Origin of the sequence: Chryseobacterium geocarposphaerae (assembly GCF_002797535.1) — a bacterium.
Lineage (GTDB): Bacteria > Bacteroidota > Bacteroidia > Flavobacteriales > Weeksellaceae > Chryseobacterium > Chryseobacterium geocarposphaerae.
In genome coordinates this window covers 515,960-539,596 of sequence record NZ_PGFD01000001.1, presented here as the reverse complement: position 1 = coordinate 539,596, position 23,637 = coordinate 515,960, and the positions used below count along the sequence as shown (strand labels likewise).

The following is a 23,637-nucleotide window of genomic DNA, read 5'->3' as shown; positions in this document are numbered from 1 at the left end:
ATTATTTTGATGAAATGAATTTATAATAAGCCACACCATGCGCCGGAATATCCAATGATAGTGCCTGATTCGATGTATTGAGGTTTGCAATATCCTTTTGTCTCCAAAGATCCCTCACTGTTTGACGACCGGAAATTCCGAGGTGTTTGAAATCTTTGTAAGGCATCTTTATTTTTTCCCGTCCGAAATTGGCAAAAGCAACCGCTTTTCCACCATCTTCCAGTTCTTTAACATAAATTTTCATATCACCAATAGTCTGCAGGCAAACACCCTGTTTTCCCAAAACATCCTGATTGACAGCAATCACTTCATCGTTCGTTAAAAGATTTAAAGTAAAATCATCCAGTTTCTCAAGGTCACAGCCAATCAGTAACGGCGCTGAAAAAATACTCCATAGACTGATGTGTAAATATTGTTCATCCGGTTTCAACCGGCTCTGATGCGGATTTCCCCAGCCCACAACACCTACCACCAACATATCGGGGTCGTTCCAATTGCCCGGTTTTGCGTAGGGAGCAGCTTTGTCCTGAGCTAAAGCAATATTTTTAACACTTGCCCAGGTATCGGTAATGTCATTGGTGGTTCGCCAGGATTGTGCATCGGCATCATTTCCCCATTTCCAGACATCGCCCATCCCGTACTGACAAAGATTATACACAATATCACGAGGCTGATTTTTTAATAAATCTCCCATTAACTTGAATGGTTTCACGCCTTTATCCAAATCGCCTCCGCCTTGAAAATTGAGTGAAGCAACTTTGTTTGGGTCGTTATCGGGCAAACCGTCAATCACGCCACCATAGCTGCACCAGTCATATTTCAGATAATCAATTCCCCATTTTGCGTAGCTTTCGGCATCCTGTTTTTCGTAGCCGTAGCTTCCTGCGCAACCGCCACACGTCCAGGGTCCGGGAGAAGAATAAATTCCTGCTTTCAGACCTTTTGAATGAAAATAATTAGTTAATTCCTTCATATCAGGGAATTTTGAATTGGTTAAAATATAACCGTTTTCATCGCGCATTTCCCCTTTGAAAGAAGGGTCTTTTCCGTCTCTGTTAAATTGCCAGGAATCATCAATATTAATATAATTCCAGCCGTGGTTTACGAGACCGGTTTTTACCAAAGCATCGGCTGCACGTTTTACTTTGTCAGCCGAAACTTCGTGCCCGAAACAGTTCCAGCTGTTCCAGCCCATTGTGGGTGTCAAAGCTATTTTATCACCGCTTTCTATTCTTAATTTTTTTGAGGCTGAACCTTTTGCATTTTTAGCAGATAAAAGAACTTCATAGGTTCCTTTTGAATCTATTTTTCCGGTGATAATTCCGGTTTGTGAATCTATCTTTAAGCCTTCGGGAAGATTTTTCGCCGTAAAAGTCATTGGCCTGTCACCCGTTGCTGCAACCCTGAACAAAAAAGGTGAGCCGGGACGAACACCGTAAACGCCTGCTGAATTAATTTTAGGCTTGTCACTTGGTTTTGGCGTCAAAATATAAGGCACTGATGAAATAGGGTTAAATGTTATCAGTTTTGCACCGTCTGAAATTTCAAATTTAGCATCTGCCCAATCGGCGTGGTCATAATAAGGCCCGTTTCCGCCGTCTGTTACGACTAATTCTAATTGTTTAATTCCTTTCAGCGAAACGGAAACAGGCTTTGCTTTGTCTCCCAAATGCATGATTCCGCTTGACCAGAGTTTTTTGTTGTCACCGTAAATTTCAAATTCTGCGGCGGGATTTTGCCCTTTGATTTCGTCGTCTATTCCTACCGAAGCAGAGAATTTTTTAGCTTTTCCATTTAATTTAATCAATAAAGAACTTTCTGCGTGGGTTCCGAAACCTCTTTTGAAAACTTCGCCGGCAATCGTCAAAGGCTTTCCGTCAACTGAGGTATTGATGCCCGGTTTTCCGTGTCCCTGTGTTGCCACGCTTAAATCCAACTGGTCTAACCAAACAGTTGACTGTGCATTTAAATAGCATCCAGCAATGAAAAAACTGAGAATAAAGAGTTTAAATCTTAACATTTTTAAAATTTTAACTAATAATATTAATGTAACTCATAACAAAAAAATTAAATTTTGGCTAAGCCAACCGTATTCTATTTTATTAAATGGGCTAAAGCCCATTCCTATTGATATTCCTGAATTCAGCTTCAATCCAACTTAATCTGCACTGAATTTCCACCAATCGAAATAGAAAAGATCTCTGTCACCTTTAAAAACAAAATACAAATCGTGAACGCCTTTGATATTTTTTACCGAAGCTTTGATAGTTTTAAAAATATCGCCTTCCGCTTTTCCGGTAACTTTTACAGTTCCTAAAATTGGTCCGTCAATTGTGTCTGTGCGGATTTCAATCGTTCCGCCGTACATTGCAGCCACAGAAACTTCTATGGATTGAGTTCCTTTTGAAAAATCTACACCCTGAACCTTCAGATAATCGCCGTTGTTGATGGATGAAACGACCATTCGGTCGGTGATTTTTTTGCCTGTGTCGTAAGGATTATTTCTTTCCCACTCGGTCATTTTTTCGGTTTTAAGTCCTTCACTGAAAGCGATGGTTTCCGCTTCCACTCTGTTGTATGGATTGAGTGTTGCTATTCTTTTTACGCCTTCGGGATTCCAAAAAGGTAACTTTTGGATGGTTCCGTCGGCATTGTATTTCATTTCGCTAACGCAGACAGAACGGCGTTCGTAATGTTTGCTCATCGTCTGTTTTCCGATATTATAATTGAATCCGAAAACATAGGTTTTTCCTTTATAATCAATAACTCCGGGATGATTTCCGTTGGAACGTTTGTCGCTGTCCATAATCATTCCTTTATATTCCCAAGGTCCGGTTGCAGATTTTCCCATTGCGTAGCCGATTCCTTCCGGACAGCAGGTTGATGCATAGGCCAGATAATAATGATTATTTCTTTTCCAAACCCAAGGTCCTTCCTGATAATGGAACGGGTCCGGCGAACCTTTCACTTTAGCAATCGAAGGGTCTTTTATGATAGAACCATTGACAGAAATCATATCTTCATTCAGCTTGACATACCAAAGATTCGGATTTCCCCAGTAGAGATAGGCTTGTCCGTCATCATCAATAAAAACGGTCGGGTCAATATCATCGCTGGAATTTTTCACCAAAGGCTTTCCGATAGGGTCTTTGAAAGGGCCATAAGGACTGTCGGCCACCAAAACGCCGATTCCTCTTTGTCCCGGCATTGGGCAATACATGTAAAATTTTCCGTTCCTTTCGATGACTTGTGGCGCCCACGCTCCGTTTTCGGGATCGGTCCATTTGAAATCTTTCAGGGAGGCTACAATTCCGTGATCGGTCCAGTTGACCATATCTGTAGACGTGTACAGCAGCCAGTCTTTCATTTTAAATCCGAAAGCATCGTCCTCATCGTGGCTTGTATAAAGGAAAACTGTGTCTTTATATACCATCGGCGCTGGATCTGCCGTGAATTTGGTCTGAATGATGGGATTTTGGGCAAATGAAAGCTGGAAAAATCCTAAAATAGTTATTAAATTTAAAAATTTCATTTTCAGCACTTTAAGATTATTTAAAACTGACATTTATTCTTTTCCCAGAATAATTCACCGATTGCTGTTGACCGTTCGGAAGAATTAGGGTAAAGTTTCGTTGATCAATCATTCCTTTAAAATTTCCTTTTCTGGAATCTATTGTCAAGGTTTTTGATTTTTCGTTCCAATGAAAAGGGATTTCAGAGTAATTTCCTTTTTCGTAATTATAATTATCAAATTCATCTTCATATAAGACGAAATCTGCATCTGTTCCCGGATAGATTTTTACCGTGAGATTGTCCCATTTTTTCTCAGTAGCATACTGTACATCAGGACCAAACGGAATGATACTTCCTGCTCTCACATACAGCGGAATGCTTTGAAGATTAACCTCTTTCTGAAGTTCTTGACCGCCTTTGTGTTTTTCATTCGTCCAGAAATCAAACCAATCTGAATCTGCCGGAAGATAAACCTTCACGGTTTTATTTTGGGTGAAATCTATATTGGAAAGTGAATTATCGGTTTTATTCCAGCCTTCATTTTCATCGGTTTTTACGATTTTTTCAGGCGTGTATTGGGGATTAAGAATCGGTGCCACTAAGAATGATTTCCCGAAAAGATATTCGTTGTTAATGTCCCAAGTTCTTTTGTCCGTTGAAAAATCCATCGAAAGTGCCCGCAGAAAACTCGAATTATTTTTAGAAACATCCCACGAAGTCGAATAAATATACGGCAACATACTGTAACGTAGCTTGATGAATTTCTCTATCACATCGTAAACAACACCGCCTTTTTGACCAAACTGATAAATTTCCCTTGGAACATCGGTTCCGTGCGAACGCATCATTGGTGTAAAAGTCCCATATTGCAGCCAGCGAACGTATAATTCCTGAAACATTGGATTTTTGGTTCCTCCATTTCTTTTATAAACACCGGCAAAGAAACCGCCGATATCAGAATTGAAATTTGGATTTCCAGTCAGACTGAAATTTAAACCTGCCGGAACCTGATTGCGCAAAGATTCCCACGAAGAGTTGACATCGCCCGACCAAGTATTGGCTGCATATCTCTGTTGACCCGCAAAAGCTGACCTTGTTAAAATAAAAACCCTTTTGTCACTGGTTGTTTCACGCTGATGGTCATAAACTCCGCCAACTGTCATCAACGGATACGCATTTCTCACTTTTCGGAAAGAACCAAGGTAAGTTTTGGTATCTAAATCTTCCGGCTTTTGGCTAAGATGATCCGGTTCCGTAGAATCCATCCACCAGGTATCGACGCCTAGACTGAAAACGCCTTTGTTGAGATATTTCCAGTAAATATTTCTAGCTTCGGGATTATAAGCATCGTAAACGCGGACTCCTGAAGGGTAATTCATATCAGGCGGCCACACTTCCAGGCCAGATTCCGGCCAGGTTTTAAAATTGAAAAGCATCTCTTTTTTGTCCATCTCACGGTAAGGGTTCGTCATCGGACCGAAAGACGACCAGATAGAAACGGAAAGATGCGCATTCATATCGTGGATGTTCTGTATCATTTTTTTGGCATCGGGAAAATCGGGACTGATGAAATCCATTGCATTCCATTGATAATTGTTGCCCCAATATTGCCAATCCTGAATAATTCCGTCTAAAGGAACTTTCAGATCACGGTATTTTTTAACGACATCCAAAAGCTCATCCTGACTTTTGTAGCGTTCTTTGCTCTGCCAGTAACCGTAAGTCCATAAAGGAATCATCGGGACATTTCCCGTCAAATTTCGCATTCCTGCGACTACGCCATCAGCATTTTTTCCGTAGATAAAATAATAATCGACACCTTCCCCAACTTCCGAAGAGAATGATGTTTTGTCCGGTTTATCAGTAAATTGTGTCGGAGAATAATTATCCCAAAAAACGCCATACCCTTTTACAGACTGAAAAAACGGCACAAAATCCCAGGTGTTATTCTGAATCATTTTTACATCTGTATTTCGCTGGGACATTTTCCCGTTCTGTAAAATTCCTAAACCGTAGATGGGTTCGTCTTTTTCCAGTTGAAAAGCTTGTGTAACCGAATACGTCTGATCTCCTGCATCATTAAAAGGCTTAAAATCACTTTCTTTTTCCTTTAAAAATTCTTTTCCTGAAGGCGATTTGTATGTAATTGTTCCATTTTTAGCATCAATAAAAATATTTAAATCATTCGTTTTTACTGAAATTATATTTTTGTTTTCTGAAACTGAAAATCTGGTTTTCTGCTCTTGCTTAATGACCGACAAACTATTTTTAACAAATGATTTTCCGGCAGGATATTTAATAATTCTAATCGTATTTTCTCCATAAAATTTTACTTCGACATTTATATTATCAGCAGAAAATTTCAATCCCGAATCTGTTTTCTGATAAGACTGTGCATTTACATGCAGCATTCCGGAAAATATTACGCCGGTAATGATGGAAGTTTTTATATTAATCTTTGTAAAGCTCATTTCATTTTAGATTTGAATTATTTTTTTACCAATGTCTTAAAAATTTATTTAAAAAGCTCCTGCGCAAACTGATACAGACTGTTTCTCCAAACCGGCCAGGTGTGACCTCCGGGATAATCTGTGTAAGAATATTTAATTCCGATTTTATCTAATTCTTTCAGCATTTTCTGACCGTTTTCATAAGCGATATCATCTTTTCCGCCCATTGAAATCCAGAAATTTTTGATGTTGGAAGAAAAGGCAGCTTTATTTTCATTTAAAAATTTGTACTGTTTATCAGCAACATCCTGAAGCATCGGCAGCATATATCCTGAACTGAAAACACCCAGACTTGAGAACATATCCGAATTCTGAATTCCGGCATACAATGTATAAATTCCCCCCATGGAAAGCCCTGCCAAAGCACGATTTTCTTTACCCTTTTTTATCCTGTAATTGGATTCTGCAAAAGGAATGATGGATTCTTTCAGCTCCTTTTCAAACATCTGAAGATTGCGTTCGCCAAAGTTTCGGATTCCGCCCTGGCCAATGTTAGCGTCGGGCATGATGATAACCATTTTTTTTGCTTTTCCTTCTGCAATCAGATTATCCAAAATCAGATTCGTTTTGCCCTGATTCGCCCAACCGCTTTCGTCTTCGCCTCCGCCGTGTAAAATATACAGCGCAGGGTAAGATTCAGCAGAATTTTGATCGTAACCCGGCGGTGTATAGATGAAAACTCTTCTCCATGAATTAGTGACTTTGGAATAGAAATTTTTAATACGGATATCACCATGCGGAACGTCTTTTAAGGCATAGAAATCATCGCCGTCAAAAGGAATATCGATTCCGCTGGCGTATCTTCCCATTCCGTAAAAAGTCTGACTTGACGGGTCTGCCACCGCAACACCATCAATCAGCAGGGAATAATAATGAAAGCTTCCGCTTTGAGGATCAGTTGTGCCTGTCCAGAAGCCGTCTGCGTCTTTTTTCAGGGCATATTTTTTTCCTAAATCGATCTGAACTTTTTGCGCTTCCAGAGCTTTCACCTTGAACATTACTCTTCCGTCGGGAAGGATTTGAGGATACTGCGCATTCCTGATATTGGTTGCTGCAGGTGTTCCTAAAACGGTAAATCCATCAAATTTAGTTTTATCAACAGGCTTGAATAACAGCTGTGAAAAGATGTACAAATCATTTTTCCAGACTTTGAAATCGTGGCCGCCCGGTTCGATGTAAAAAATATGCGGGATTTTATTTTTTCTCAGATAATCGCTGGTTCTTTTGCTGAAAGACATCAATCCGTCTGCATCGCCGCAGGAAATAAAAATGAGCTTCATCTTCAGCGCATCCTGCGGATTGGGCAAAAGTTTGCTTGGTTCTTTCGTGTTGGGTGCTGAAGAAAATGCGCCCAGCCACGCAAATTTATCGATGTTTCCGAAAGCAAAATTCTGTGTTTGTCCACCCCCCATTGAAAGTCCTGCCAAAGCTCGGTTTTCACGGTCTTTTTTTACAGGATATTTTTTCTCTACGAACGGAATCAGGTCATTCAGCAGGTCTTTTTCAAAAGTTGCGAATGCCTCCACTTTATCCGGAGCCATTATATTTCCAGTAGCTCTGTCATCTCTCATCGCACGGCCGTTAGGTAAAACAACAATCATCGGCTGCAGTTTTCCCTGTGCATAGAGATTATCCAGAATAACATTAGGCTTTCCTTGGTTAAACCATTCTTTTTCGTCTCCGCCAATACCGTGCAGCAGATAAAGAACAGGATATTTTTCCCCTTTTTTGAATCCCGGCGGTGTATAGATCAAAGCTTTTCTTGTTGTTCCAACTGTTTTTGATGGATATTGAATCGTATCAATTTTTCCGTGGGAAATCGTTGAATTTTCAACATCAAAACCCTGTGGAGCCTGTTTATCAAGAGTTTGCGCAGAAACAAATATTCCTGATAAAACAAATCCTAAAGCAAATACAACTGATTTATTCATGGTTTTTATTTGTATTTTTTACACTTATTAATTTAGATAAAAAAATTTACCTGTAGAGCTTATTTTATATAGATTATTCTATAAAACTTATTTTATGGTTGAAGAATTTGTATATCTGAAAAAATCAACATCTACAAAACCTCCCAGATCTTTGGTTGCATAATTGAAAACCGCAAACTTAGAGCCCATAAAAAATCTTCGGTAATCGAAAATCATTTTGTAATCTTTTGCCATTTCCGTCCAGTTCTTTTGGTCGGTGCTGTAATAGAAGTCTGCCAAATCTTTTCCGAGATTAAAATCGGCATCAATTTTAAAATAAACTTTGTCCGAGTTTAATGGGATTCTCTTTTTTTCTTCTTTTTTAACACCTGTAACCGCCTTGGTTTTATTATCTAAACTGACTTCATTGGTTGAAAAGACAATAAACTTTTTACCATTTTCCATTACCACAGACAAAATCCCGGAATCACCATTGAACGCACTGAAACCAGCAACATCACCGTCTTTCATCCCTTTTACATCCAAAGCAACTACGCCGCTGGATTTCGGGCCTTCCATTCTTTGGGTCAACGTATTCGGAGCGAGGTACAGATTAGCAACGACTCTATTGGTTTTTAACCTTAAAAAGCCTTTTCTGTCGGATAAAGACCAAGCTGTGTTGACAGGATTATGATTCCATTGCCACTGGATTTTCATTTTTTTGTCGGAGAATTCGTCGCTTTCCACCAGATGATTTTTTGGTTTAAATGGCGAAAGCGGGACTTCACCTGTCAGAGGCACTTTTCCGTTGTCGCCCAAAACCGGCCAGTCGTTTTCCCATTTTACCGGAAGCAAAATCGGGACACGGCCTACACCATTTCTATCCTGGAAAATCAGCGAATACCAATTACCATTTTTATCATCGATTAAAGCACCTTGTCCGGCGTATGAAAATCCAAGAAAATTGTCTTCAAGGATGACTTTTTTCTCATAAGGTCCGGTAGCTTTATCAGCTCTGTAAACTTCCTGACGACGTTTTCCGCCTCTCGGCCAGGAAATCATCATCATATAATATTTTCCGTCTTTCTTAATGATTTGATTACCTTCCAAAAGTCCAGTTTCCGAAGCATCTTTTTGAAAAACTTCCGTTCCGTCCTGATTCCCGATAATGGTTTTAAAATCCGGGCTCAGCTCAAAAACTTTGTTGGAAGTAAAAACGTAAACTCTGTCATCATCATCAAAAAGTAAAGACGCGTCGTGAAAATGCCTGGTTCTCGTGATAAGCTTCCAATTGCCTTTTTCAGGATTGTCGGTAACATAAAAATAGGATTTGAAAGGCTCGTCATTCGGAGAGAACAGAACGTAATATTTTCCTTTGTGATAACGGATGGACGATGCCCATTGTCCGCGCCCGTAAACGCTTCCGTCAATCAAATCGTATTTTGAATTATCATTTAGTGTATCAAAAACATAGCTCGACATTTCCCAATGGACCAAATCTTTGGAATGCATTACCGGAGCGCCTGGCATAAGATGCATTGTAGTGCTTATCAGGTAAAAATCGTCGCCGTTTCTGGTGATTGATAAATCCGGGGCATCTGCCCAAATGATTGGGTTGGTAAATCGGGTTGTCGCCTTTTCAGAGTGATTTACCTGGGCTGAAAGGTTATTCAGCCCGATAAATCCCAAAAAAGAAACTATATAAAATGATTTATTAATTTTCACGGTTTTGATATTTTGGTTTGGTTGATTTTAAGCAATCTCAAAAAACACTTCGACAAGCTCAGTGTGACATTGCTAATACTAACTGTTTATTTCAAATTGGTTTATCGTATCAAAGCCTATATTATCTTAAGTTTTGGCTAAAGCCGACTGATTGTTTTTCTTTGAAAACGGGCTAAAGCCCGTCCCTATTGATTTTCTATTGATATTACTACTTTTACTTTACAAAACCTTGAAGGTTTAAAATGGTTAAATTAATTCGGCACAGTATCATTGGACGAAGTGCTGTACAAGCCAATTAAACTTCCTGTGAAACCGCCTGCAACATCGGTTGAAAGGATATCTCCTGAAACCGGACCGCCGATATTTTTGAAATTTTTGCCGTCCAAAGAATAATTGAAGCTAATGTTATCTTTCTCGCCAACAGCCTGGAATTTAATGGTCTTACCTAATGAAATTTTCTCACTTGCAATCAGTTTTGAACTTCCTTTTTCAGTTCTTTCTAAAACGATGTAGAAGTCTTTGTCTTTCTTCGTAACTCCGAAAACATAATTGAACGTTTCGCTTTGGTAGAGCGTAATTCCGGCCAATTCTTTTTCAGATTTAGGTTTAAAATCAAGGGTTACAGATGTCTCAAAATCTTCGTGCTGTAATCTGTGGAACAAAGATGAAATCGGAGCCAACGCTTTGATATTTGTTTCCATCGGGTTCACTTTTACGCCATTTTTTGTAGCAGTGATAAAATTTTCACGCGGTCCGCGCATTGCAATCCAACGGAAATCCAGATTTTTATCGGTTAATTTATCGTTATAGGTAAAATTCCCGTTCGGGAAAAATCCATTTTGTCCGGTTTGGTTTTGAACGTCTTGTGGCATTTTTAATTTTGGTTTCATCGGAACCAGCCCATTCTGGAAAACGGGATATGCTCCGCTCCAGTCAACAGGAAGGATGAAAGTTTCACGGCCTTTATTGACACGATTATTGACATTCGGACGAATGGCTAAAAATACGCCATACCATTGTCCGTTAGGGCCTTCCACCAAATCAGCGTGACCTGCCCAATCGACTTTTTCTTTTCTGTCTCTCGGAAAATATCTTTGGGTAAGAATAGGATTGTTTTTAGCCGGAACAAACGGGCCTTTCGGCGAATCTGCCATAAAAATCACCTCGCTGTGGTTGCCTCCGGTTCCGCCTTCTGCACACATCAGGTAGTATTTCCCTTTGTATTTGTACAAATGCGGCCCTTCAATCCAAATCGGCTTTTGAGAAAGATCTACTCCGCCATTGACGATAATTCTGTCTGAACCTGCCACAACCTGATCTTTTTCTAAATCGTAATCCCACATTTTAATCACTCGGTGACCGTTGTACTGTTCGGTTCCTTTTGGCGGTGCATCATTGTGTACGATGTAGGCTTTTCCATCATCATCAAAGAAAATGGCCGGATCGATTCCATCAAAATTGAGTTTCTGAACTTCGCTCCAGCCTTTTGCAGGATCTTTGGTTTTTACGACCATATTGCCGACTCCACCTGCGATCTGGGTGGTAATCATATAAAAAGTATCGTTGTATTTGTTGTATTTAATATCCGGCGCATAAATTCCCTGCGAAACCCCTCCTTTTTCCACTTTTAGCTGAGAAGGTCTGTCGAGAACGTGCCCAACCTGTTTCCAATTCACCAAATCTTTAGAGGTGAAAATAGGAACACCCGGAAACATCGAGAAAGAAGAGTTTACTAAGTAATAATCGTCTCCTTTTTTGGTGATGCTCGGATCGGGATAACAACCCTGCAGAATCGGGGAATAAAATTCGTCTGATTTTAAGGGGTTATCATTATATATTTTATCGTTTCCATGGTAATTGAAATCGGAGAAAGTCTGAGCGGCAATATTGCTGATGGAAAATAGAGCCATTGCAGCAAAAAGGCCTGTTTTATTTTTAGAAATAATCGATTGCATAAATCTCTGTTTCATATTTTATTTTTAGATTATTAGAAATTTTTAAAAGCAGTTTTGTAAAAGACCTTAACAAAAAAATAGTTAAGGCCTTAACTATATGAAGAAAATAACTACAAATTATACTCCGCTGAAAGCGCTGAAACCGCCATCAACAGGAAGTAAAGCCCCGGTAATGAAACTTGCGGCATCCGAACAAAGAAACTGTACGGCTCCATTCAGTTCTTCCACTTCTCCGAATCTTTGCATAGGTGTTTTAGTCATGACTTTTTTGCTCCTGTCGGTTAGAGAACCATCCGGATTTAATAAAATTGCACGGTTTTGGTCTCCAATGAAAAATCCCGGAGCAACAGCATTCACACGGATTTTATCTCCGAATTTCAATGCTAAATCTGAAGCCAGCCATTGCGTAAAATTGGTAATTGCCGACTTAGCCGCCGAATATCCGGCAACCCTTGTAATTGCAGAATAAGCTGCCATCGAAGAAATATTGACGATACTTCCGCTTTTTTGTTCCGCCATTACTTTTCCGAAAACATAGCATGGATAAACGGTTCCGTTGATATTAAGGTTCGTTACCTCATCCCATCCCTCCATATTCATATCGAAAAATGACTGGTCCGGAGACAAGGTCGCGGCGGGAATATTTCCTCCTGCAATATTCAGCAGAATATCTATTTTGCCATATTTTTCAATGATCTTTTTTGAAGCATTTTCAAGGCTTTCTATATTCATGACATTGGCTTCGACGGCAAATGCGTCACCTCCGAAATCCGTTAATTCTTTCACACAGGAATCCAATGTTTCCTGATTTCTGCCAAGTGCCACCACTTTCGCTCCGGCTTCGATAAAACTTTTGGCCAGGCTTCCTCCCAAAACGCCGGAAGCTCCTGTAATGACGGCAACTTTATCTTTTATACTGAATATTTCGTTCATTTTTATGAATGATAATTGATGGTTGATAAATGATATTGAACCCTTCGGGTTCGTTGGAAATTGTATTTCTTTTTTCCATAGGTTTCACCTACGGCTATTTATATTGAACCCTTCGGGTTCTGTTTTTCCTAAAGATTTCTGGCCATTTCGTTTTGTACGGTTGCCATGACGCCTTCAATCTGTCCTAAAGCCAGCATTCTTCCCAGAAAAGAATAGCCGGGATTGTAGTCTTTATCAATATCTTCCGACAACAATCTTCCGTGGTCGATTCTCATCGGTAAATCCGGATTTTCTTTTTCGAATACGCGAATCACGTCGATTAATTTTCCTCTTCCGCCTAAATGATGGGCCTCAATGAAATCTCCGTTTTCAAAAACATTGGTGCTTCTCAAATGAACAAATTTTGTTCTGTGAGCAAATTTTTGGGCCAGTTTCGGAACGTCATTCTGAAGATTGGCGCTAAGTGAACCCGCACAGAATGTCAGTCCGTTGTGAGGATTGTTCACGGCATTAAGGAACCAGTCGATGTCTTCTTCATTGGTAACAATTCTAGGTAAGCCGAGCAAAGCAAAAGGCGGATCATCGGGATGTACACACATCTGGATATTCCATTGTTCGCAGACTGGCATTATTTTTTCGAGGAAATATTTTAGATTTTCCCGAAGCTGGTTTTTATCAATTCCGTCATATAAAGCCAATAGATTTTTAAATTTTTCTACAGGATTCAATTCGCCTTCCTTGATATTTCCATTCACGAATCCCTGTGTTTTTACAATCACCGAATCAATCAGATCATTATTATCTTTTTCTGAAAGTGTATTTTTTAATTCTTCCACTTTTTTCAGAATTTCCGGATTATAATCTTTTTCGGCTCCTTCTCTTTTCAGAATATGAATTTCAAAATAAGCAAATCTTGCTTTATCAAAATACAATGACGACGAACCGTCTTCCCATTCGTGGAAAAGATCTGTTCTTGCCCAATCTAAAACCGGCATAAAGTTGTAACAAACCGTAGTTACGCCAGCTTTTCCTAAGTTTTCGAGACTTTTGATGTAGTTTTCTATCAAAAAATCACGGTCTTCACCTCCGTATTTGATCGCTTCGCTTACCGGAAGGCTTTCTACAACAGACCAGCGAAGACCGTGACTTTCTATATAGTTTTTATAATCATTAACAGCCTCTAAACTCCAGACTTCCCCGTTCGGAATCTCATGCAGCGCAGAAACAATACCTTCCACACCGATTTGTCGAAGGGTTTGTAACTTAATTTTATCATTCTTCCCAAACCAACGCCATGTTTTTTCCATACCATTTTTAAATTTTAAATTAAAAACAAGGCAGATATTTTAGGATCTGCCCTGTAAACTATATATGAATGTGAAACTAACTAATTTTTAGTAACCAGGATTCTGATATTTTGCTTTATCTGCTGCAGACATTTCGGTCATTGCATCCAACTGTCCTTGAGGAATTGGTCTCAGGTAATGATATGGCTGAATATTTCTTGTAAAATTCTGTGGTGTATGATTTCCATAAGCTGTTCCTCCTATCTGATAAGTTGCAGCGTATTCTGCCCATTTTTGAGTTCTTACCAAATCAAACCATCTGTAAAACTCTCCATAATATTCTCTTGATCTTTCCGCTAAAATATAATCTATAGTAATAGTAGCCGGTGTTGCTGCAATCATAGCTGCACTATTATCAGCAATATACGAAGCATTATTCTTATTACTAAATCTCCATTTTCCTGCTCTTGCGCGAATTACGTTGATCAAATCTCGTGCACTCATAGCACCTGAAGCTCCTTTTACAGCTGCTTCCGCCGCAATGAAATAAAATTCGGAGAATTTGGCTACAGGAAATGGCCTTGTTAAAGCGGCATTTGGATAACCTAAACCAGTAACATCATTTGTCTGATATGTTCCAATTTTCCAAAGTCCCGGATATACAATTCTGCTAATTCCGTTAGGTGAAATTACCCAATCCGCACGTCCGGGCAAAACACCAGCACCTACACCATTTTGGCCGCCATCAGTCGGGTAAACAATATTTGGCAATTGGGAATCATCATCCAAGAAGCTTAATATCGCCCCTCCTACCGGTACAGGAAGATTATTAGCATTATATAGTGTTGTAACAGTTTCCAGACCCGTTCCAGTTTTATGCCAGTTTCCCCTATAAGTTGTCACAAAAGTCCCATCATAACGAGAATCATTAGTTTTATCAGCGAAAGTGTTTTTGATAACTCCTATAGGTGGTGCCATACGTACCCAAGGTCTTCCCAGCGATTGCGTCGCTTCTCTTGTGATAGGGCTTGCTGAAACCCATGAAGTAGCAGATTTACTACTTTTTATATTTGTATAATTCCATGTTTGCATCCAGGCAGCGAAGTTATCCGGAGCCCATCCTGAACCGTATCCTACGGGGTCACCCTCGTTATAAAAAATACTGGATGCTGTATGATCTGCGTAAAGCATCTGCTCTGAATTACGATCTTTAGAGCCTTCATTTACATCATAATAAGTAGGTTGAAGTGCATAAGATCCCGGATTATTAATACCTTGTAGAGATAAATCATATGCTTTTTGAAAATACCATTGTGCATTATGACCATCAAGATCCGTTCGTGCAGCATCGGGATATGTCGGGATATTATTAGGATTTTGCAACCACCAACCGTAAGTGAGGTACGCTTTAGCTAAAAACAACCTTGCTACATTTTTTGTAACCCCACCCGTAACTCTGGGAGTTGCAGGAAGATTATCTATTGCTTTTAATAAATCAGGAAAAATACCTCTTGAATATACTTCAGGAACTGTATTTCTTTTAGACAAAGTGGTAGGTGAAATGTTCAGAGCCAATTCTCCAGAGCCTAAATCTAAAGGTACCCCACCATACGTCTGTACTAGTTGAAAGTAATAAAATGATCTGAAAAAACGAGCTTCAGATATAAGAGATTCCGGAATATTGAATTTCGGTCCTCTTTCTATAATACCATTAGCTGTATTAATATAAGGGAAAACGGATCCCCAAACCATGCTCGTAGGGAAAGTATTGGAGTTAATCGCTCCAGCACCACCTGTCATATCCAGATCTTTAAAGTTACCGTCTGCACTCTGAGCCCAAGTTGCCTCATCCGTTCCGTTCTGTGTAGCACTCATATAATAACCATTCCCATAAAGAAGACGTAAGCTTCTATATAATGCGGTTACACCAGATGTTACGCCATCTGCAGAATTGAAATAATCAACCGTATATCCTGATCTGGGTTGTTCGTCTAGAATCTCATTACAGCTAGACAATACTAGTGAAGCCACTACAACTCCCAATACAATTTTTTTGTTAATTTTTATCATGATGATGTGTGATTTAGAAAGATAAGTTAATTCCCAATATAAAGTTTCTTGTCGCAGGATTATTAGTTCCTATAATCAACTGACGATTTTTGTATCCGCTTACAGCCTGATTTTGATCACCTGTAGAGTTCGGTTCAGGGTCCATTCCAGACATTTTGTGATATGGCGAATAAATTATCAATGGATTTGTTACCGTAAAATAAATTCTTAAGCTATTAATGTTAAGATCTTTAAGAAAATCTTTATTTAAGTTATATCCTAATGTAATTGTTCTTAATTTCACATATGATGCGTCAAAAAGGCCTAGAGTTGACAGATACTTTGGATTATCACCACTTAGCAATCCACCTGGTTTCGGAAATCTTGCATCTGTATTGTCATCTGTGTAGTAATCTACATCTACGTTATTTCCTCTACCGGTTAATCTATTCAAGTAACCTGCAGAACCATAAATAGAGCTGATCAGAACACCACCTTTTTGGAATGCACCTACTGTACTCAGCTCAAAACCTTTGTAAGCAAAACGCATATTGAAACCTCCCTGCCAATCTGGATTGGTATCTATAATTTGTCTATCTTCAGGACCTATAGCTCTCACAGGTGTTCCATCTGCATTATACCCCCCTGTATACAGAACTTTAATCATACCTGGAGCAGCTCCAACCTGAGGCTCAAGAATGCTCAAATAAGGATCTCCTTGTTGCCATAAACCTACATACTGATAATCATATAGTGAATTTACATTATGACCAACGAACCATAAATTATTTTCATCTCGTTGTGCACCAGATGCAAGTGATAAAATTTTGTTTTTATTGGCATACCAGTTAACTCCGGCATCCCAACTGAAACCATCCGGTTTATCAATAATAATTGCATTAAGAGAAGCTTCCCAACCTTTGTTTTCAATATCTCCTACATTTTGTAATACTCCCCCTGGAATCCCTGAAGTTGAAGGTAAACTCTTATTTTGAAGTATTCCGGAAGTATGTGTTCTGTAATATTCTACTGTACCGTTGATTCTATTGTTAAGAAACCCAAAATCCAATCCTGCATTGTGTGTTTTGGAATATTCCCATCCTAAGTAAGGGTTTGGAGCTGTATTAATAGAAACACCTGTAGAATAAGCTCCTCCAAAGTTATATGGATTAACAGTTAAGCTTCCTAAAGTCGTATAAGGGGCAATCGCTTGATTTGATGTTTCTCCCCAACCATATCTTAATTTCAAAAGATTAACGAATTGGAAAGCTTTCATAAAGTTTTCATTAGTAATATTCCACCCCACGGAAATTGCCGGATAAGTATTCCATTTGTGTCCTTCTGCAAGTACAGAAGCACCGTCCCTTCTAAGAGTAGCTGTAATCATATACTTATTGTCATAGGTATACATCGCTCGTCCCATATAGGAAACCAATCCTGTTCTGGCATAAGATTGATCTTCAGGCCTTACAGTAATATCAGCTTGTGGAGATTGACCTAGATTATAATATTGAAAAAAATCTGCAGGTACATTTTTAGCACTCATATAACTACTTGTATAAGTATTTTGTTCGGAAGAATATAAAGCAACAGCATTTATCTTATGCTTTCCGAAAGTCTTATCGTAAGTCAATAAGTTCTCTATAGTCCAGTGATAGGTCTGGTTATTCCCCTTGCCTGCAGAAGAAATAGAAGCAGGATTTATATTAAATACTCCTACCCCTGTATAATTTCCACTATTTGAAGTTCTGAAATCCAACCCTACATTTATCCGGTATTTCAATCCATCTATTGGTAATTTAACTTCACCATATATGTTATTATAAGATGAGAAAGCTTTCGTTTCATCTACATATTTATCTCCCAGAGCATCAAGACTTTTTCTTGTGTAAACCCACGCCTGATCCATATTTGATGACATCGTTAATGTTCTTCTCGGATTACCAAATTCATCATAGGGGCTGGCCAAAGGCGAATATCCTAATGTAGGAGCTGAAGCAACACCATTACCTTCAGATTTTACATAATTGGAATTTGTAGTAAATCCAAATTTAAAAATTTTTCCGACCTGCTGATCCAGACCTAGTCGAAAACCAAAACGTTCATAACTTTGCAAAGGAACTATAGCATCTTGCTTCAAGTATGACAAACCAACATTATAATTACCCCCGTCTGTACCTCCGGAAACTCCAACATCATGGTTTGTTATCATTGCTGGCTTATAATAGAGCTTTTGCCAATCCGTATCAACTCCGTCTTTTTCACTGTCTCCATTTTTGATGAGATCATTGGCATCATGTCTCAGCTTAGTCAATTGAGCGCCATTCATCATAGGATACCTAGAAAACAAAGTTTGACTCCCCGTGAAAGAGTTATAAGTAAATCTAGGCTTTTGCCCTTTTGATCCTCTGTTTGTTGTAACTAGTATAACCCCGTTCGCTCCTCTGGAGCCATAAATAGCGGTTGCAGATGCATCTTTCAAAATATCCACACTCTTGATGTCACTAGAGCTTATATCTCCCAAAGATCCTACAAAAGGAATTCCGTCCAATACGATAAGCGGATCATTTGCAGAGTCTGATAATGATCTCGTTCCTCTGATTCGGATTTTCATGGTTGCTCCAGGTTTACTGGACGTTTGATTGATTTCTACCCCAGCACTTCTACTTTGTAGAGCTTGTGTTATATTGGCGGTAGGAACCTCTCTAAGAGCTTCGCCTTTTACGGTAGCAACAGAACCTGTAACGGCTTCTTTTCTCTGCGTACCATATCCGATTACAACTACTTCTTCTATTTTTTTCTCTTTAGCAACAGTATCTTTTTTAGTCTGAGAATATGCCAAGCCGGAAGGCAATAAAGCCATCGCAAAAAAGAGAGCAGCTTTATTGGTTTTAGCTAAATAAAATCGGTTCATAATTATTATGTTTTAAATATTAGGGTTGAATAAAAAGGCCGGTAATAATTATAACTCTGAGAAATCCTTAGTGTTTAACAGCCTTTTTACGTTTATTTAGATATACATGTTCACAATAGCTTCAAACAATTCCTGTTTTCCGCTTTTTGGCTGTGGTTCCCCAATTTCATGAGCTATTCTCTGAAGATCCTCCAAAGTAAGCGTTCCGTCTTCAAAAGCCTTTCCGTTTCCGTTGTCGAACGAAGCATAACGGTCTGTTCTCAATTTTTTATAATCTGAATTTTCAAGAATATCTGCTGCGGCTAAAAGTCCTTTTGCAAAAACATCCATTCCGGAAATATGAGAAATAAACAAATCTTCAGGATCAATAGAGTTTCTTCTGATCTTAGCATCGAAGTTTACTCCTCCATTTCCTAGACCACCAGCTGGTAAAAGTACTAACCAAGCCTGAACCATGTCATAATAATCTACCGGGAACTGGTCTGTATCCCATCCATTCTGGTAATCCCCTCTGTTCGCATCGATACTTCCTAAAAGTCCTGCGTCTACCGCTACCTGAAGCTCATGCTCGAATGTATGACCAGCAAGAGTCGCGTGGTTAACTTCAATATTTAATTTAAAATCTTTATCTAATCCATAATGTCTTAAGAAACCGATCACCGTTTCAGAATCATAGTCGTACTGATGTTTTGTAGGCTCCATCGGTTTTGGCTCAATAAGGAAAGTTCCTTTAAAGCCTTGCTGACGCGCATAGTCTCTCGACATGGAAAGGAAACGCGCCAAATGATCTTTTTCACGCTTCATATCTGTATTTAAAAGACTCATGTAGCCTTCTCTTCCTCCCCAGAATACGTAGTTTTCACCACCTAGAGCAATTGTAGCATCGATAGAATTTTTAACCTGAGTTCCTGCACAAGCTACCACATCAAAATTTGGGTTGGTAGAAGCTCCGTTCATGTATCTTTCGTGGGTGAAAACGTTGGCTGTTCCCCATAAAAGTTTGATTCCAGTTTCCTGCTGCTTCTGTTTTGCATATTCTACTACAGCCTGAAGATTTTTTTCGTAATCTTTCCAGTTATCAGCCGGATCTACCAAGTCAATATCGTGGAAACAGTAGTAATTGAAGCCCATTTTAGACATAAATTCAAAACCTGCATCCATTTTATGCATGGCTCTTGTCACGGCATCATTTCCGATATCCCAAGGATGGTGAATGGTAGGTCCACCAAACGGATCGCTTCCGTTAGCACATAACGTATGCCACCAAGCCATTGCAAAACGCGTCCAGTCTTTCATAGGTTTTCCCATGACAATTCTTTCCGCATCATAATATCTGAAAGCCATTGGATTTCTGCTTTCTTTTCCTTCAAACTTGATTTTGTCGATACCTGTAAAAAACTCTTTTGTACCTGTTAAAGTTTTCATATATGTTGTTTTAATTTTAGTTTAGTGTTAAAATTGACGTAAGAATACCCAGCTCACTGATCTCAAAAGGTCAATAAGTACAATGGAAAATTCCTTTGTTGTGGGATTATACTATTTCGTTAAGATGTTGTTTCCATCTTGAATAGGCTTCCAGATATTGTTCTCGCTTTTCTAATTGGGGTTCTATGACAGCAATTCTTTCGAGAGAAGCAAAAGCTTCTTTAGAATCTGCATAAAAACCTATTCCCATTCCTGCTGCCCTCGCAGCACCTACCGCTCCGTCTGTATCATAAAGCTCAATAACAGCATTACTCACTCCGGCCAGTGATTTTCTGAAAATTGAACTTAAAAACATATTGGCATTTCCTGCACGAATTACCTGAATATTCATTCCGATATTTCTCATGATATTCATTCCGTATTCATAGGAGAAAACAATGCCTTCCTGCGCAGCACGTAAAATATCTCCTTTTGTATGTATATTGAAATTAATTCCGTGAATGGAACAATTGGTTTCTTTATTTTCCAACACCCTTTCCGCACCATTACCAAAAGGAATGATACTTAACCCTTTTGCTCCAACGGGGGAAAGAGAAGCCAGGTCATTCATATCTCCATAAGAAGATAATGAAGTTGCAAAATTATGTTTTAGCCAGGAATTTAAGATTCCCGTTCCATTAATACAAAGTAAAACACCCAGTCTGGTTAGCTCTTCAGTATGATTTACGTGAGCAAAAGTATTTACTCTTGATAATTTGTCATAATCCAGTTGGTCCAACACTCCGTACACTACCCCTGAAGTTCCTGCGGTGGAAGCAATTTCTCCGGGATTGAAAACATTTAATGACAAAGCATTATTCGGCTGATCTCCTGCTCTGTAGGATATCGGAGTTCCTTCTTTTAATCCTAATTCTTCAGCTGCCACAGCAGAAACTGTTGCCTGAATACCGAATGTCGGGACAATTTCAGGGAAAAAGCTTTTCGGAATTCCATAATAATTGATAACATCTTCAGAAATACAATTGTTTTTAAAATCCCAGAAAATCCCTTCTGATAATCCTTCAATCGTCATTCCGATTTCCCCGGAAAGTCTCATCGCGATATAATCTCCCGGAAGCATTATTTTATCAATCTTTTCAAAAATTTCCGGCTCGTTGTCTTTTACCCAGGCTAATTTCGAAGCGGTAAAATTTCCCGGCGAATTCAGTAAATGAGACAGACATTTTTCTTCTCCGATTTCTTTGAAGGCTTTTTCTCCATAAGGAACGGCACGACTGTCACACCAGATGATGGAAGGTCTTAATAAATTCTGATCTTTATCCACCAAAATCAAACCGTGCATTTGCCAGGTAATCCCGATTCCTTTAATATCTTCGGGATGTATTTCCGATTCATGCATTACGGCTTCATGAGCAAGCTTCAGGTTTGTCCACCAGTCCACAGGATTCTGTTCTGCCCAACCGGGATGAACAGCAGTGATTTTCATTTCTTTTTTAGGAGAAAATTCTGATGCAATCACTTTTCCGCTGGATGCCTCAATGAGACAAACTTTCACAGACGAGCTGCCGATATCATAGCCTAGTAAATACATAATGTAGAGAGGAGAATTATTTTATTAGTTTAGTATTGTTTTTTTTGTAAATCTTAGCATCAAACTTATAGTATCTTGCTGCACGGTGCGATACATTGGTTTCAATCTCATCCAACGGAACAATGTAACTGAAGGAAGATATTTTTTTATGGAAATTCTTAATATCAATATACTTTTCACTCAAAGCACTGTATAACTGATAGAGCTGCCTGATGGTAAACTTCTTTGGAAGAAGCTCAAAAATAATAGAGAAATCCAGTTCTATCCATTTTCTTACTTCCACTAAAGATTCATTGATAATTTTATTGTGATCAAATGGCAGAGAAGGAACTTCATCAACCGGGAACCAATCTACCGTACTATATTTTGTGCTGTTAATTTTATGATCTATTTTACAAAGAGATAAGTATGCTACTGTAATAATTCTGTCAATATGATGCTTATACTCCATTCCCATCCATTTAATATCATTCTCATTATTTGCTCTCATAGGATCTGCAAAACATTTGAATTGCTTAAGGATCATTTTCTTTATACCGGTCAGTTCATGCAAAACTCTTTGGGCTGCATCATCCACATCTTCATCACTAAAAATAAGACTTCCGGGAAGCTTAATTTGTCTTTTCTCGTCAAGGTGGCGTTCAACCAGTAAAATATTCAGTCGATTTTCGTGATCAAATCCGAAAACAACACAGTCCACCGATACATATGTATGAATAAAGTTTGAGTTCATCTGACGTGTTAACATTTATGTAACATGACAAATATAAAAATTCAATTGAATAAAAAAAATATTTTCCACAGTAACACCTAAATATCAACGATTTACATATCGATTTTTTATGAAAACATTCACATATAAAATATGATAAGGTTATCATTAAATTCATACTTATAAATATTGTAATAGTTCAATTAACAAGTATTTATATCAAAAATTACAATAAGAAAATGTTTTATTATTGTATCTAAATATTATGATAAGAATTAAGAAAAAAAAAGTTAAAAAAAAATAAAAACAAGTGTAAAAAAAACACTTTTAAACAAAAAAAACATCAAAAATTAATATTTTTTTTTACCATTTTTGCATGTAAGCGATTATAAAATTACCAATAATAGAATTTCGATGGATAATAGGTCTCTTCACCAGAATAGAAAATTGATGTATTAATTATTTAAAACTTCATACATTTCTACTATTATCCAAACTGTAATAGATTGAGAATCCTATTAGGATTCTCAATCTATTAAATCATTTTAAAATAAGTATTTTAAAATTTACTTTTTTCCGCTTTTACTTTAAGATTCTTTAACCAGATTTGTAATGAGCTTTCCAGGCCTTTTTGAAATGTATTGCTTAATAGAGATACTAACCACCCTTCCATACTTTCTTCAACTTTCGCCGTTGTTTTTCCTTCGTGTTCTATGAATGACCAGTTATGAATTGCAAATGCTCCGAAAGCTTTACCTGACCAGCCAATTCTATGTTCTGGCAATACGGTATGCAAAGTCGAATGAATGGTTAATCCACCGCTTTTCCAATCAAAAGAGCTTCCTTTTCTAAATGGCCCGCTTAGTTTAGGATCTTTAATATCACTATGCCAATCTTCCCAATGGTCTATATCACTCATAATATGGTAAACTTTTTGAGCAGGGGCATTTATTGTAATTTCCTGATAGGTTTTTACAGGGGCTTTTTCATTGATAGATTCTGACACAGTGTATGAAGTGAATACTTCCAGACCAATAATCGTTATTACAAGTAATCCTATTAATAAAAGAAAACTATACACTAACATTTTCATTGTTTATTATTTTTAAGATTA

14 protein-coding genes are annotated in these 23,637 nt (G+C 38.4%); all 14 read right to left on the bottom strand.

Annotated features, from left to right (window positions below; translation table 11 throughout):
• Position 1: 1 nt before the first annotated feature.
• The 14 genes from CLV73_RS02440 to CLV73_RS02370 all read right to left on the bottom strand — a co-directional run bounded on the left by CLV73_RS02440 (position 2) and on the right by CLV73_RS02370 (position 23,610).
• On the bottom strand, positions 2–2,020 hold the full coding sequence (locus CLV73_RS02440) for an NPCBM/NEW2 domain-containing protein (protein WP_100375299.1): 2,019 nt from the start codon (positions 2,018–2,020) through the stop codon (positions 2–4).
• A 138-nt stretch (positions 2,021–2,158) separates the two neighbouring features.
• Positions 2,159–3,532 carry a glycoside hydrolase family 43 protein gene (locus CLV73_RS02430; protein ID WP_100376956.1) on the bottom strand — a complete coding sequence of 458 codons (1,374 nt, stop codon included), beginning with the start codon at positions 3,530–3,532 and terminating at the stop codon, positions 2,159–2,161.
• Positions 3,533–3,548: 16 nt separating this feature from the next.
• Positions 3,549–5,984, bottom strand: a complete 2,436-nt coding sequence (locus CLV73_RS02425; protein WP_100375297.1) for a glycoside hydrolase family 31 protein — start codon at positions 5,982–5,984, stop codon at positions 3,549–3,551.
• Positions 5,985–6,028: 44 nt separating this feature from the next.
• A complete protein-coding gene (locus CLV73_RS02420; protein ID WP_100375296.1) occupies positions 6,029–7,954 on the bottom strand; it encodes an alpha/beta hydrolase-fold protein in 1,926 nt (641 codons plus the stop codon).
• A gap of 87 nt (positions 7,955–8,041) precedes the next feature.
• Positions 8,042–9,658 carry a glycoside hydrolase family 43 protein gene (locus CLV73_RS02415; RefSeq protein WP_100375295.1) on the bottom strand — a complete coding sequence of 539 codons (1,617 nt, stop codon included), beginning with the start codon at positions 9,656–9,658 and terminating at the stop codon, positions 8,042–8,044.
• Positions 9,659–9,909: 251 nt separating this feature from the next.
• Entirely contained in the window at positions 9,910–11,628 is a 1,719-nt protein-coding gene (locus CLV73_RS02410; RefSeq protein WP_100375294.1) for a glycoside hydrolase family 43 protein, read from the bottom strand.
• A gap of 102 nt (positions 11,629–11,730) precedes the next feature.
• On the bottom strand, positions 11,731–12,546 hold the full coding sequence (locus CLV73_RS02405) for an SDR family oxidoreductase (protein WP_100375293.1): 816 nt from the start codon (positions 12,544–12,546) through the stop codon (positions 11,731–11,733).
• Between the two features lie 128 nt (positions 12,547–12,674).
• Positions 12,675–13,853, bottom strand: a complete 1,179-nt coding sequence (uxuA, locus tag CLV73_RS02400) for a mannonate dehydratase (RefSeq protein WP_100375292.1) — start codon at positions 13,851–13,853, stop codon at positions 12,675–12,677.
• An 87-nt stretch (positions 13,854–13,940) separates the two neighbouring features.
• On the bottom strand, positions 13,941–15,902 hold the full coding sequence (locus tag CLV73_RS02395) for a RagB/SusD family nutrient uptake outer membrane protein (protein WP_185116752.1): 1,962 nt from the start codon (positions 15,900–15,902) through the stop codon (positions 13,941–13,943).
• A gap of 13 nt (positions 15,903–15,915) precedes the next feature.
• On the bottom strand, positions 15,916–18,795 hold the full coding sequence (locus CLV73_RS02390) for a SusC/RagA family TonB-linked outer membrane protein (RefSeq protein ID WP_100375290.1): 2,880 nt from the start codon (positions 18,793–18,795) through the stop codon (positions 15,916–15,918).
• A 96-nt stretch (positions 18,796–18,891) separates the two neighbouring features.
• Positions 18,892–20,220 carry a xylose isomerase gene (gene xylA / locus CLV73_RS02385; RefSeq protein ID WP_100375289.1) on the bottom strand — a complete coding sequence of 443 codons (1,329 nt, stop codon included), beginning with the start codon at positions 20,218–20,220 and terminating at the stop codon, positions 18,892–18,894.
• A 106-nt stretch (positions 20,221–20,326) separates the two neighbouring features.
• Entirely contained in the window at positions 20,327–21,811 is a 1,485-nt protein-coding gene (locus tag CLV73_RS02380) for a xylulokinase (protein WP_100375288.1), read from the bottom strand.
• Between the two features lie 16 nt (positions 21,812–21,827).
• Entirely contained in the window at positions 21,828–22,544 is a 717-nt protein-coding gene (locus tag CLV73_RS02375; RefSeq protein ID WP_100376955.1) for an NUDIX hydrolase, read from the bottom strand.
• A gap of 538 nt (positions 22,545–23,082) precedes the next feature.
• Positions 23,083–23,610, bottom strand: a complete 528-nt coding sequence (locus CLV73_RS02370) for an SRPBCC family protein (protein ID WP_228424175.1) — start codon at positions 23,608–23,610, stop codon at positions 23,083–23,085.
• Positions 23,611–23,637 lie beyond the last annotated feature (27 nt).

Coding starts and splice junctions, on each gene's coding strand:
- CLV73_RS02375 (WP_100376955.1), bottom strand. CDS start 22,544: ATGAACTCAAACTTTATTCATACATATGTATCGGTGGACTGTGTTGTT.
- CLV73_RS02420 (WP_100375296.1), bottom strand. CDS start 7,954: ATGAATAAATCAGTTGTATTTGCTTTAGGATTTGTTTTATCAGGAATA.
- CLV73_RS02440 (WP_100375299.1), bottom strand. CDS start 2,020: ATGTTAAGATTTAAACTCTTTATTCTCAGTTTTTTCATTGCTGGATGC.
- CLV73_RS02410 (WP_100375294.1), bottom strand. CDS start 11,628: ATGAAACAGAGATTTATGCAATCGATTATTTCTAAAAATAAAACAGGC.
- uxuA (WP_100375292.1), bottom strand. CDS start 13,853: ATGGAAAAAACATGGCGTTGGTTTGGGAAGAATGATAAAATTAAGTTA.
- CLV73_RS02430 (WP_100376956.1), bottom strand. CDS start 3,532: ATGAAATTTTTAAATTTAATAACTATTTTAGGATTTTTCCAGCTTTCA.
- CLV73_RS02370 (WP_228424175.1), bottom strand. CDS start 23,610: ATGTTAGTGTATAGTTTTCTTTTATTAATAGGATTACTTGTAATAACG.
- CLV73_RS02380 (WP_100375288.1), bottom strand. CDS start 21,811: ATGTATTTACTAGGCTATGATATCGGCAGCTCGTCTGTGAAAGTTTGT.
- CLV73_RS02395 (WP_185116752.1), bottom strand. CDS start 15,902: ATGATAAAAATTAACAAAAAAATTGTATTGGGAGTTGTAGTGGCTTCA.
- CLV73_RS02405 (WP_100375293.1), bottom strand. CDS start 12,546: ATGAACGAAATATTCAGTATAAAAGATAAAGTTGCCGTCATTACAGGA.
- CLV73_RS02390 (WP_100375290.1), bottom strand. CDS start 18,795: ATGAACCGATTTTATTTAGCTAAAACCAATAAAGCTGCTCTCTTTTTT.
- xylA (WP_100375289.1), bottom strand. CDS start 20,220: ATGAAAACTTTAACAGGTACAAAAGAGTTTTTTACAGGTATCGACAAA.
- CLV73_RS02425 (WP_100375297.1), bottom strand. CDS start 5,984: ATGAGCTTTACAAAGATTAATATAAAAACTTCCATCATTACCGGCGTA.